Source organism: Mycobacterium sp. ML4 (assembly GCF_054515735.1).
In genome coordinates this window covers 1-11,981 of the sequence record NZ_JBTNSY010000023.1, presented here as the reverse complement: position 1 = coordinate 11,981, position 11,981 = coordinate 1, and the positions used below count along the sequence as shown (strand labels likewise).

The window sequence follows — 11,981 nt, the reverse complement described above, 5'->3', positions numbered from 1 at the left end:
GTCGAGTGAACGGACCAAACGCAGTGAGTGACGCAGAAGAGACGAACCATCCCGTGTCGGCGGGTGACGGGACGGTAGCGAGCCATCAGGCACCGAATGGGTTGGTTGTCGCGATCGACGGTCCGGCGGGAACCGGAAAATCGTCGGTGTCAAGGGGACTGGCACGTGGGCTGGGTGCCCGTTTTCTCGACACCGGGGCAATGTACCGGATGGTGACGCTGGCGGTGCTACGCGCCGGCGTCGACCCGACCGACGCCCGGGCTGTCGGTGAAACCGCATCGGCTGTGCAGCTTTCGCTCGCTTACGACCCGGACACGAGTAGCTTCTGTTTGGACGGGGAAGATGTCTCAGCCGAAATCCGCGGGGACGACGTCACCCGGGCGGTGTCCGCGGTTTCGGCCGTGCCCTCCGTGCGTACCCGTCTGGTCGAGATTCAGCGCGAAATGGCCTCCGGCCCAGACACAATCGTCGTCGAAGGCCGTGACATCGGCACGGTCGTGTTCCCCGATGCGCCAGTGAAGATCTTTCTCACCGCCTCACCGGAAACACGCGCCGAGCGCCGCAACGCGCAGAACATCCGGGCGGGCCTGGCCGACAACTACGAGGCCGTCCTGGCCGATGTACGCCGCCGCGATCACCTCGATTCCACCCGCGCGGTGTCGCCGCTGCGCGCCGCGCCGGATGCCATCGTCGTGGATACCAGCGAGATGAGCGAAGCTGAAGTCATCGCTCACCTGCGGCACCTGGTCACCCAGCGAAGTGGAGCGGTGCGATGACACAAGACGGTATCTGGTCCGACGAAAGTGACTGGGAACTAGCCGATTCCGAGCTGGACGAGCTGACCGAAGCCGGACCGGCGCCGGTGGTGGCGATCGTGGGCCGGCCCAATGTCGGCAAGTCGACCTTGGTCAACCGGATCATCGGCCGGCGCGAGGCCGTGGTGCAGGACGTCCCGGGCGTCACCCGGGACCGGGTGTCCTATGACGCGCTGTGGACCGGGCGCCGGTTCGTCGTGCAGGACACCGGGGGATGGGAACCCGACGCCAAAGGATTACAGCAGCTGGTGGCCGAGCAGGCGTCGGTGGCCATGCGCACCGCCGACGCGGTGATTCTGGTGGTCGATGCCACCGTGGGCGCCACCGCAGCGGACGAGGCCGCCGCCCGCATCCTGCTGCGCTCCGGCAAACCGGTTTTCCTGGCCGCCAACAAGGTTGACAGTGAGAGAGCCGAATCCGACGCCGCCGAGCTGTGGTCGCTGGGCCTCGGAGAGCCCTTTGCGATCAGTGCCATGCATGGTCGCGGTGTCGCCGAGCTGCTCGACGCGGTGCTGGCCGCGGTGCCCGAGGTTTCGGAGGTGACGACCAACGGTGGTGGCCCCCGGCGCGTCGCTCTGGTCGGAAAGCCCAACGTGGGCAAGAGCTCGCTGCTGAACAAGCTGGCCGGTGACCAGCGCTCGGTGGTCCACGATGTCGCGGGAACGACGGTGGATCCGGTCGACTCGCTGATCGAACTGGGCGGCAAGGTGTGGCGGTTCGTCGATACCGCCGGACTGCGCCGCAAGGTCGGGCAGGCCAGCGGACACGAGTTCTACGCTTCGGTGCGTACCCGCGGAGCCATCGACGCCGCCGAGGTAGTCATCGTGCTGATCGACGCCTCTCAGCCACTCACCGAACAGGACCTGCGGGTGCTCTCGATGGTCATCGAGGCCGGACGCGCGCTGGTGCTGGCCTGCAACAAATGGGATCTTGTCGACGAGGACCGGCGCGAACTGCTGGATCGCGAGATCGACCGTGAGCTGGTACAGGTGCGCTGGGCGCAGCGGGTGAACATCTCCGCGAAAACGGGCCGGGCGGTACAAAAGCTGGTGCCCGCGATGGAGACCGCGTTGGCATCGTGGGACACCAGGATCGCCACCGGGCCGCTGAATACCTGGATTAAAGAAGTGGTGGCCGCCACGCCGCCGCCGGTGCGCGGGGGCAAGCAGCCACGCATCCTGTTCGCGACTCAGGCCACCGCACGGCCGCCCACGTTTGTGTTGTTCACCACCGGATTCTTGGAAGCCGGCTACCGGCGCTTCCTGGAGCGACGGCTGCGCGAGACCTTCGGCTTCGAGGGTAGCCCGATCCGGATCAACGTGCGGATGCGCGAGAAGCGGGGAGGCAAACGCCCCTAAACGTCAGACAGGCTAACGGGTTCGATCTACGCTGCGTACTACCGACGTGTGTGAGGATCGGCCAATCAGCTACTTGACCACTCAACCGCAGATTCTGGCGGCAGCTGCCGCGGATCTGACCGGGATCGGCTCAGCAGTGCAGGCGGCCGCCGTCGCCGCGGCCGGGCGGACCAACGGCATAGTCGCCGCGGCACTCGACGAGGTGTCTGCGGCGACCGCGACGCTGTTCAACGCGTTCGCGGAGGAAGGTCAGGCGGCCATCACGCAAGTGGCGGCCTTCCAGGGCGAGTTCATTCAGGCCATGCATGCGGCGGCAACCGCATACACGCAGGCTGAAGTCGGCAATGCCGCCGCGGCGGCAACCGACGTCACCCTGGTCATGGGCGGTAGCGGCAATCCGATACCGCCGCTGAGCTATGTGAATGACGTTGTCACGAAATACATCACGCCCAATTTCCCGGGATTCACGGTGGCCAACGCCCAGGCTCTGTTCACCCCGGAGGCGTTCTATCCGCTCACCGGCATCAAAGACCTGGTCCCAGATGTCTCGGTGGCCGAAGGGGTGCAGATCCTGGATGCGGCAATCAAGCAGCAACTTGCCGCCGGAAACAACGTCGCCGTTCTGGGCTTCTCTCAGAGTTCCATCATCTCCTCGCTGGAGATGCGCGCGCTGAATCCCAGTGACACCCCGAGTGCGCTCCCACTGACATTCACGTTGCTGGGAAATCCCATGAATCCCAACGGGGGCCTGCTCGCACGCTTCCCCGGTCTGGTGATGGGCAGCTTAGGTTTCACGTTCTATGGGGCAACGCCGGCCAACAGCTTCCCGACGAACATCTACACCATCGAATACGACGGCTTCGCCGACTTCCCCCAGTATCCGATCAATATCCTGGCCGACCTCAATGCCCTGGCCGGCATCTACTACGTGCACGGCACCTATGCGGATCTCACTCCGGCACAGATTGATTCGGCCATTCCGTTGACGAACACCGTCGGTCCCACCACCACGAACTACTACATGATTCCGAATCCCAACCTGCCGCTCACTCAGGGCCTGCGCGCCCTGCCGTTGATCGGCACGCCGCTGGCGGACCTGGTCGATCCGAATCTGCGGATACTGGTGAACCTGGGCTACGGGAGCCCGGACCAGGGCTGGTCGACCGGACCGCCCAATGTGCCGACATCTTTCGGGCTGCTGCCGCCGGTCGATCCCGTCGACCTGGCCGGCCGCCTGGCCGTCGGAACTCAACAGGGGCTGACCGCTTTCGGCAACGACATCGCCATCATGGCCTCCGATGCGTCGCTGTCCGGACTGGTGGACGCGGCGTTGTCGGTTCCCCTGCCGTCACCGGACTGGATCGGGCGCCTGGTGGCGGATCCCACCACCTCAATCAACACCATCGCGAGTGCCGTGTCGACCGGATACTCGGTGCTGCTTCCGACCGCAGACTTCGCGACCGCCGCGCTTTCCTCGCTCCCGGCGTACAACCTCGAGCTGTTCGCCGGCGGAATCATGCAAGCGCTGTCGGGTGACCCGGTGGGGCTGATCAACGCCATCGGTAACCCGATCGCTGCCGACGTCGCCTTGTTCTCCATCGCCGGCGGCTTCGAAGCCTTGGTGCTGTTGTCCGCGGCGCAGACGATCATCGCTGACCTGAACAGCCTCTGAGTCACCGGCCGGCAACCGGCGCAGTTAATTCCCGCGATGCGGTCAAAGAAAGCTACATCACAGGAATACCTCGTTGACATGCGCCGATCGCCGTTCCTAATATTTCTTGTAGTGCGGAAGACGAGAACCGTATCGTGGGATTAGTGAGGAAAATCCGATGACCATGGAGCAGGTACCAACGAAAAGCCGTACGCGGTTCAGCGTGCGTGACAAGTCGATACTGATCACCGGTGCCACGGGGTCACTCGGCCGCTTCGCGGCAGGTGCTCTCTCCGACGCGGGTGCACGGTTGACCCTGGCCGGTGGCAATGCGGCCGTACTGGCCGAACTGGTGGACGGCGCCGGCATCGAGGATGTGGTTGTGGTTCCGCTCCGACCTGAAACCCCGGCCGACGCGCACGACATGGTAGCCGCCGCCATCGCCGGCCACGGCCGCCTGGACGGGGTTCTGGTCGCCTCAGGCATGAACCACGTCCAGCCCATCACCGAGATGGCCGTCGAGGACTTCGACAAGGTCATGGCGGCCAACGTGCGCGGAGCGTGGCTGGTCAGTCAGGCGGCCGGACGAGTCATGCTCGAGCAGGGCGTGGGCGGCAGCATCGTGCTGGTCTCCTCGGTCCGCGGAGCACTAGGGCACGCCGCCGGTTACAGTGCCTACTGTCCCTCCAAAGCGGGAACCGACCTTCTTGCCAAGTCGCTCGCCGCCGAGTGGGGTGCCAATCAGATCCGGGTAAACGCCCTGGCGCCCACAGTTTTCCGGTCGGAGCTGACCGAGTGGATGTACGCCGACGACGAGAACGGCCGTAAAACCCGCGAAGCCATGTTCGCCCGAATTCCGTTGGGCCGCTTCGCCGAACCCGACGACTTCATCGGCGCTCTGATCTATCTGCTCAGTGACGCATCCAGCTTCTACACCGGACAGGTGATGTACCTCGATGGGGGGTACACCGCATGCTGACCTCGCCGGGATTCCGTCGTGCGGCCGTGGTCGGCGCGGGCCTCATGGGCCGCCGGATTGCGGGCGTGCTGGCATCGGCGGGTCTCGACGTTGTCATCACCGACACGAACGCCGCGGTTCTGGATGCTGCGGTCGCAGAGGCCGGCGAGGTGGCCGGAGCAGGACGCGGATCGGTCTCGGCGGCCGCAGATCTTGCTGCGGGAGTAGGGGATACCGATCTGGTAGTCGAGGCCATCATCGAGAACCTGGCAGTCAAACAGGAGCTTTTCGAGCGCCTGGCCGATCTGGCGCCGAATGCCGTCCTGGCCACCAACACCTCCGTGCTCCCGATCGGCGCGGTCACCGAGCGAGTCGATGACGGCGGCCGGGTCATCGGGACCCACTTCTGGAACCCGCCCGACCTGATCCCGGTGGTCGAGGTGATACCCAGCGAGCGGACGCATGCCGACACCGTGGACCGGGTGATGGCACTGCTGACCGACGCCGGGAAACTGCCGGTCCGGGTCGGCCGCGATGTCGCGGGATTCATCGGCAACCGCTTACAGCATGCGCTGTGGCGCGAGGCGATGGCACTGGTCGCCGAGGAAATTTGCGACGCCCAAACCGTGGACCTGGTGGTACGCAACACGATAGGGCTGCGACTGGCCGCACTGGGCCCCCTGGAGAACGCCGACTACATCGGCCTGGACCTGACGTTGGCCATCCACGACGCAGTGATCCCGAACATCAACAGCGACCCGCATCCCAGTCCACTGCTTCGCGGACTCGTCGACGCGGGCCACCTCGGAGCGCGCACAGGCCGGGGGTTTCTGGACTGGCCCGAAGGCGCCCGGGAGGAGACGGCAGCCCGATTGGCCGGGCACATCAGTCGGCAACTCAACACAGAAAGGAAGTCATAGCCATGGATTTCACCTGGCCTCTCGGTAAAGCCGAGTCAGCGCTGGAGTTCTACGACCTGTCGCATCCGTGGGGACACGGCGTACCGGCGTGGCCGTACTTCGAGGACGTCAAGATCGAACGGCTGCACGGGATGGCGAAAAGCCGGGTGCTGACCCAGAAGATCACCACCGTCATGCATTCCGGCACCCACATCGATGCCCCCGCGCATGTGGTGGAGGGCACGCCGTTCCTCGAGGAGATCCCGCTGAGCGCCTTCTTCGGCACCGGTGTCGTGGTCTCGATTCCCAAGGGCAAGTGGGGGGTCGTGACCGCCGAGGACCTGGAGAACGTCACACCGGCGATTCGGCCCGGCGACATCGTCATCGTCAACACCAGGTGGCATCACAAATACGCCGACAGCGCCGAGTACTACGCCTACTCACCGGGTTTCTACAAGGAGGCCGGTGAATGGTTCGCGGCCAAAGGGGTCAAGGCCGTCGGCACCGACACCCAGGCGCTGGACCATCCGCTGGCCACCGCGATCGCCCCACACGGTCCCGCTGAAGCCCAAGGCGGGCTGTTGCCCTGGGCGGTAAAGGAATACGAAGCGGAGACCGGGCGCAAGGTTCTCGACGACTTCCCGGAGTGGGAGCCTTGTCATCGGGCGATCCTGTCCAAAGGTATTTACGGCTTCGAGAACGTCGGTGGCGACCTGGACAAGGTCACGGGCAGACGGGTGACCTTCGCCGCGTTCCCGTGGCGCTGGGTGGGCGGCGACGGTTGCATCGTGCGGCTGGTCGCGATCGTCGATCCCACCGGCGGCTACCGTATCGAGACGGGTAAGGCGGCCTGAGAATGAACGTCACTCGCGTGTCGGAAGCCCCACCGTACGTGGTCCCGGCGCACCACCGGGTGTGTACGGCGCGGTTGCAAGGTCTGGAAGCGGGTCCCAGTGAGCGGTTTTGGGTCGGCGTATCGGTCTATCGGCCGGGCGGGGTGGCCGAAAAGGCCCGTGTGCCAGAGGAGACCGTGTACGTCGTACTCGATGGCAAATTGGTGATTCACACCGACGAAGGTGAAACCGTGCTGGGCCGGCTGGACAGCATGCACCTCGCCAAGGGGGAGACGCGCTCGATCGTGAACCGGTCGGATCACGAGGCGATGATGCTCGTCACCGTTGCACATCCGGATCAGGGCGAGTCATGAGCGTCATCGTCACGGTCGCACCGACCGGCCCCATCGCGACCAAAGCCGACAACCCGGCCCTGCCCACCACCCCGGAGGAGATCGCGACCGCCGTCGAGCAGGCCTACCATGCCGGTGCGTCGGTCGCGCACATCCATCTGCGCGATGAGAAAGAAAGGCCGACAGCTGATCTCGCTATCGCGCGACGCACGATGGATTTGATCGGCGAGCGCTGCCCGATCCTCATTCAGATCTCGACCGGGGTCGGGCTCAGCGTGTCGTTCGAGGAGCGCGAGAAGTTGGTTGAGCTGCGGCCGCGGATGGCTACGCTCAACCCGTGCTCAATGAGCTTCGGCGCCGAGGAGTTTCGCAATCCGCCGGACGCCGTGCGGCGGCTGGCCGCGAGAATGGCCGAACTGCACGTCAAACCCGAACTGGAAATCTATGACACCGGGCACCTGGAAGCATGCCTGCGGTTACTTGAAGAGGGATTGCTAAGCGAACCCCTGCAGTTCAGCATCGTGCTAGGGGTGCGCGGCGGAATGGCCGCGAGCGCCGATAACCTGCTGACCATGGTGCGCCGGCTGCCCCCGGGGGCGATCTGGCAGGTCATCGCGATCGGCCGGGCCAACCTGGAACTGACCGCGATGGGCCTGGCCCTGGGCGGTAACGCGCGGGTAGGCCTGGAGGACACCCTGTATCTGCGCAAAGGTGAGCTGGCGCCCAGCAATCTGGCCCTGGTCTCTCGGACCACGCGTCTGGCCCAGGCCATGGATCTGCCGATCGCGTCCGTCGAAGAAGCCGAGGCCGTGCTTCACCTGCCCGCTAGGACCGGAGTCCGCCGGTGACCGCCGATATCCCCGAGGCCCGCAGTGGCGGGATCCAGGTGATCGCCCGGGCCGCCGAGATCCTGCGGGCGCTGCAATCCCATCCGGGCGGGCTGACGCAGGCCGAGATCGGGGCGCAGTTGGGGATGGCCCGCTCGACGGTGAGCCGGATTTTGAACGCGCTGGAGGACGAGGGGTTGGTGGCGTCGCGGCGCGGGGCCAGGGGCCCATACCGCCTGGGCCCGGAGATCGCGCGGATGGCCAGCACCGTGCGCCTCGGCGTCGTCACCGACATTCACCCGTTCCTGACCGACTTGTCCCGCAACCTCAATGAGACGGTTGATCTGTCGATCCTGGACGGGGATCGCGCGGATTTCATCGATCAGGTGGTTGCGCCGCACCGACTGCAGGCCGTGAGTGCGGTGGGGGAGACGTTCCCGCTGTACTGCACCGCTAACGGTAAAGCCCTGCTGGCGGCGTTGCCCGCCGATCAACTGGCTCAGGCCATGCCCAAGCGGCTGGTGCAGCTGACCCCGAACACCATTACCGACCAGGCGGCTCTGCGCGCGCAGTTGGAGCGGATCCGGACGGAAGGCGTTGCCTACGACCGCGAAGAGCAGACCGAAGGGATCTGCGCTGTGGGGGCGGTGCTGCATGGGGTGAGCGACGTGCTGGTGGCGGTCAGTGTGCCGGTTCCCGCGCAGCGGTTCTACGGGCGTGAAGCGGAACTCGCGCAGGTGCTGCGCGGCTGGGTGTCGAAGGTCGACACCCGTTCCCGCACCGCATATTGAGGAGGTCAAATGTCAGAATCGTTACAAGCCAAGCTTATTGGGGCCTGGCGGTTGGTCTCGTATGTCGAGCGGGATAGTCCTGACGGTCCGCCCAGGTATCCGCATGGCGAAGATGCCCAGGGGTTGATCATATACACGCCGGACGGGTACATGTCGGCGCAGATCCAATCCTCGGGCCGCCCGAACTATGACCGTCCGGTGGCCAGCGGAGGTACCACCGAGCAGGCGGCGGCAGCGGCGCTGGGATATCTGGCCTACAGCGGGCGCTACTTCGTCGATGAGCAGACGGGCGATATCCGCCACCAGGCCACGCTGTCCCTGGTGCCGAACTATCTGGGCCAGTTGCACCTGCGGCACAGCGACCTCGACGGGGACCGGCTGACCTTGTCTTCGGAGCTGACCCTGCCCGACGGGCGGACGGTGTATTCCTCGCTGCTGTGGGAGCGGGCCGCCGCGGGCGACGCGCAGGTGGCTTGACGGGGTCGCGCGGCGGCTGCGGTAGGCTGTCGACCTGCTGTTGGTTCACCGACCGGCAGCACCGGGCTGTGGCGCAGTTTGGTAGCGCACTTGACTGGGGGTCAAGTGGTCGCAGGTTCAAATCCTGTCAGCCCGACGAGAGAAGCAGGCTTTGAGCTGCTGTGATGTCCTGAGTGGTGGATCAGACGACCCGTCGCTTGGGACCATTTTGGGACCACAAGTGCTTCGACAGCAGGTCACCGGCACTCGCAACCGACTGGCGATCGGGGTGTAGGTAACGCTGCGTGGTGCTCAGATCAGCGTGGCCGGCGATCTTGCGGAGAACATGCACGGGCACGCCCGCGTCGGCCATCCACGTCAGTCCGGTATGCCGCAAGCTGTGGCGCTTGAGCTGCTCGTAGCCGAGTTTCGCGACGACCTCGTCCCACGAGGTTGCATCCCGGAGCGTGGCGGTGCTGATCCGGCCGCCCCTCGGGCCGGTGAAAAGGCGGGCGTTCGGGTCGCCACGTGCTAGGTCGATCCGTCGCTGAACCAACTCGCGGATGGCGTCGATCAACGGAACCTGGCGCGCCCGCCGTCCCTTGGTGTTCTTGTCCACCAAGCCGCCGCCAGTTGCCGTGGTTTGTCCCTCTTCCAGCTCGCCAGGCGATGGCGTTGTTTGACGACGCACGGTCCATATCCAGTCATCGGTATTGATGTCGCGGACCAAGCAGCCCGACACTTCGCCGATGCGCGCGGCGGTACATGCCTCGAAGATGACAGGCATCGCCCCAACCTTGGTATCGGTCCGCCGACTCCGCGACGAGAGCGTCTGCGAGAGCCATCAGCGCAGCCCAGTTAGGAAGTGCGAGCGACCGCGGGTTGTCGAGCTCATCTTCGGCGAGCTTGTACTCGCGCTGCCACCCGCTGATGCGTGCGGGGTTGCGGTCGATCAGCCCGTCGCGTACTGCCTGCTCCATCACGCGGACAAGTACCGCAAGGCTGTTCTTGACGGTTGATCGGCTGCAGCCATCCGAAATCCAGGCGTGCACAGCTCGGTCGACGGCACCGTTGGTGATCATCGTGATAGGCAGGTGCCCGAGGGGTCGGTCCAACTCGCTTGCGCCAGCCGGCTAGATACGGATCGGTTGTCTTGCCCTCCAACCCCCGCAGGGCCAACTTCATGTTGGCTTCGCCATAGGCGGACAAGGTTGTGGTCGCAGTGTTCGGATCTATGCCGCGACCTGCCAGTTGTCGAGTCCGCCTTATCCAGTCCTCCGCATCAGCGTGCGTCGCGAACGTTTCGGACTTCGAAAACCGCTTCTTGGTGACAGGATCGAACCACCGCACCCTGGCTCGGTGAGCTTCGACGGCGCCTTTTCGCGGCTCGATATCTGCGGACAGTGAAATGCCCAGCGGCAGATCGAGTCCGTCGGCCATTTACGCTGCCTCACCGGGATCCACGCGACGACTGGCCAACCAGGCCTCGACGTCGTTGGAGCTGTACACTTCACCCGATTCGATACTCGTACGAACGCCGGCCCTTGCGGCGGATTCGGTGTGCGCCATCGGCGGATGGTCGATGCATCGACGTGCAGAAGTTCGGCGAGTTCCTTCGAACTGTACCAGTATCCATCTGGCGGGTTCATTCCGTTACGGCCCCTCTCGCAATGCATCTCGCGCCGCGAAGCGCTGTTCTTGAGCGCGGGCGAATCCGGATATGACGAGGACACGGTCACCCAGGCTGCTGTGGCCCAAGCGCTCGAATTCCCACTGCATTGACGCGTTCGGCTCGTCTTGCGTAATCGCTGTCGGTGCGTCGTTCCGGGCTTGGTCCTTGCGCCAAGCCGCACGGCGTTCGCGCAGCGCAGTCATCGTCGTCGAGAATTGCCGGGACTTGCTGATGACGTGGCCTCGATAACCGAGGGTGTGCACCCAGGACAGCATGTCTTCGTATGGTTCCTGCTCAGCCAGGACGACGATTGTTCTCATGATTTCGCGGACATGTTCGGTTACGTCGAGTTGATCTATCGCGGCGGGGCTAAATCGGCGGGCGAGGGCGCCGAAGTCTGCGACCGATTTGGTCACGTATTTCGCCAAATATGCCGCGATCTGCCGGCTCGAAATTCCTGCGTATTGACCTTCTCTCGTCCCGCCGCATCGAACGATTTTGATATCGAGCTGATCGCCGAACCGGAGCACCTTGTCCCCGCTCGCCGTCATTTCGATAGCGACGGCTGCTTGGCGAACCAGTGCAGCGAAGTCACCCGCGCTGATGCTCGTATCCGGCGGCGTGGGTGGTTGGCCCAGCTCTGACGCGGCATCCAAGCGTATGACCGCGTGGAAGTGGGGGAGCGCGCGCCGTTGGAGTTCAACAACTTTCATAAAGGACACGCGGGTGCCCCTCGGGTTCTCTGCTCGGTCTCGTAGCTGACGGCTCAACAAGCGCCGAAGCTGAATCGTAAAGCGCCGCCACAGTTCTGGGGCATGCCAGGAGAACAGGACGTGGCCGACGTAGTTGTAGCAGTCGCGGCACAAGGGCTGCCCGAGCCTGGGGTCGTCGTGTCGTGTGCAGCTTCGCACCGACGCGGACTCCCGTGCATGCATTGGTCCCATTGGTCGCGCGACGGATGGCAAGTGCCCGGCGTACGAGTCGTGTGGACCGCGCCAAAGCTGGGAGCGGTCAGTGTCACGAAGACCTGGGGATGCTCGGCAACGGTGGTGGGAATTTCGTGATGTCCGCCGCGAAGGCCGGCGTGGATGAGTTGCCAAGTATCACGGGCGTATAGGTCTGAGCATGATGGACACACGATCGCGCGGCGGTTGTTGCAGCGGGTGAGTACCCGATGATCCCGACCGAGTCCGTCGCCGCCGATCAAGTGGATACTGCGCAACCGTGTGGTGAGCTGACCGCTGAGTCCGGGGACGCGTCCAGACAACTGCTCGATACAGCGGCGAAGGCGTACCGCCGCTACCACGAAGAAATGAAGGTCGACTTCAAGGGCCTGAATTTCTACGTGTGTCCGTGGCCATGAAAGAG

At 64.7% G+C, this 11,981-nt stretch carries 13 protein-coding genes, 1 tRNA gene and 1 pseudogene; 12 read left to right on the top strand and 3 right to left on the bottom strand.

Annotation, left to right across the window (positions count from 1 at the left end; genetic code table 11):
* Window positions 1-101: 101 nt before the first annotated feature.
* The 11 genes from cmk to ACX9NE_RS22830 all read left to right on the top strand — a co-directional run bounded on the left by cmk (window position 102) and on the right by ACX9NE_RS22830 (window position 9,098).
* Window positions 102-776, top strand: coding sequence for a (d)CMP kinase (cmk, locus tag ACX9NE_RS22880; RefSeq protein WP_459363587.1), 675 nt, complete (start codon window positions 102-104; stop codon window positions 774-776).
* Window positions 773-2,173 carry a ribosome biogenesis GTPase Der gene (gene der / locus ACX9NE_RS22875; protein ID WP_459363535.1) on the top strand — a complete coding sequence of 467 codons (1,401 nt, stop codon included), beginning with the start codon at window positions 773-775 and terminating at the stop codon, window positions 2,171-2,173. Before cmk ends, der begins: the two co-directional genes overlap by 4 nt.
* A 64-nt stretch (window positions 2,174-2,237) precedes the next feature.
* A complete protein-coding gene (locus ACX9NE_RS22870) occupies window positions 2,238-3,845 on the top strand; it encodes a PE family protein (RefSeq protein ID WP_459363586.1) in 1,608 nt (535 codons plus the stop codon).
* 157 nt (window positions 3,846-4,002) lie between these two features.
* Window positions 4,003-4,803, top strand: a complete 801-nt coding sequence (locus ACX9NE_RS22865; RefSeq protein WP_459363534.1) for an SDR family NAD(P)-dependent oxidoreductase — start codon at window positions 4,003-4,005, stop codon at window positions 4,801-4,803.
* On the top strand, window positions 4,797-5,702 hold the full coding sequence (locus ACX9NE_RS22860; protein ID WP_459363533.1) for a 3-hydroxyacyl-CoA dehydrogenase family protein: 906 nt from the start codon (window positions 4,797-4,799) through the stop codon (window positions 5,700-5,702). Before ACX9NE_RS22865 ends, ACX9NE_RS22860 begins: the two co-directional genes overlap by 7 nt.
* A gap of 2 nt (window positions 5,703-5,704) precedes the next feature.
* Entirely contained in the window at window positions 5,705-6,535 is an 831-nt protein-coding gene (locus tag ACX9NE_RS22855) for a cyclase family protein (RefSeq protein ID WP_459363532.1), read from the top strand.
* A 2-nt stretch (window positions 6,536-6,537) separates the two neighbouring features.
* Complete coding sequence (locus ACX9NE_RS22850) at window positions 6,538-6,888, top strand: beta-D-galactosidase (RefSeq protein WP_459363531.1); 351 nt, start codon at window positions 6,538-6,540, stop codon at window positions 6,886-6,888.
* On the top strand, window positions 6,885-7,715 hold the full coding sequence (locus ACX9NE_RS22845) for a beta-keto acid cleavage family enzyme (RefSeq protein WP_459363530.1): 831 nt from the start codon (window positions 6,885-6,887) through the stop codon (window positions 7,713-7,715). Before ACX9NE_RS22850 ends, ACX9NE_RS22845 begins: the two co-directional genes overlap by 4 nt.
* Window positions 7,712-8,485: an IclR family transcriptional regulator gene (locus ACX9NE_RS22840; RefSeq protein ID WP_459363529.1), complete on the top strand. Its 774-nt coding sequence runs from the start codon at window positions 7,712-7,714 to the stop codon at window positions 8,483-8,485. Before ACX9NE_RS22845 ends, ACX9NE_RS22840 begins: the two co-directional genes overlap by 4 nt.
* A 9-nt stretch (window positions 8,486-8,494) precedes the next feature.
* Window positions 8,495-8,962, top strand: a complete 468-nt coding sequence (locus tag ACX9NE_RS22835) for a lipocalin-like domain-containing protein (protein WP_459363528.1) — start codon at window positions 8,495-8,497, stop codon at window positions 8,960-8,962.
* A gap of 62 nt (window positions 8,963-9,024) precedes the next feature.
* Window positions 9,025-9,098, top strand: a tRNA-Pro gene (locus tag ACX9NE_RS22830).
* 45 nt (window positions 9,099-9,143) lie between these two features.
* Here ACX9NE_RS22830 and ACX9NE_RS22825 read toward each other — a convergent pair.
* From ACX9NE_RS22825 to ACX9NE_RS22815, 3 genes and pseudogenes are all read right to left on the bottom strand, one after another.
* A complete protein-coding gene (locus ACX9NE_RS22825) occupies window positions 9,144-9,671 on the bottom strand; it encodes a tyrosine-type recombinase/integrase (protein WP_459370817.1) in 528 nt (175 codons plus the stop codon).
* A complete protein-coding gene (locus ACX9NE_RS22820; protein ID WP_459370818.1) occupies window positions 9,646-10,023 on the bottom strand; it encodes a hypothetical protein in 378 nt (125 codons plus the stop codon). Before ACX9NE_RS22820 ends, ACX9NE_RS22825 begins: the two co-directional genes overlap by 26 nt.
* A gap of 571 nt (window positions 10,024-10,594) precedes the next feature.
* Window positions 10,595-11,751: pseudogene (locus ACX9NE_RS22815) on the bottom strand (replication initiator).
* A gap of 36 nt (window positions 11,752-11,787) precedes the next feature.
* Between ACX9NE_RS22815 and ACX9NE_RS22810 the strand changes: the two are divergent.
* Entirely contained in the window at window positions 11,788-11,976 is a 189-nt protein-coding gene (locus ACX9NE_RS22810; RefSeq protein ID WP_459363595.1) for a hypothetical protein, read from the top strand.
* Window positions 11,977-11,981 lie beyond the last annotated feature (5 nt).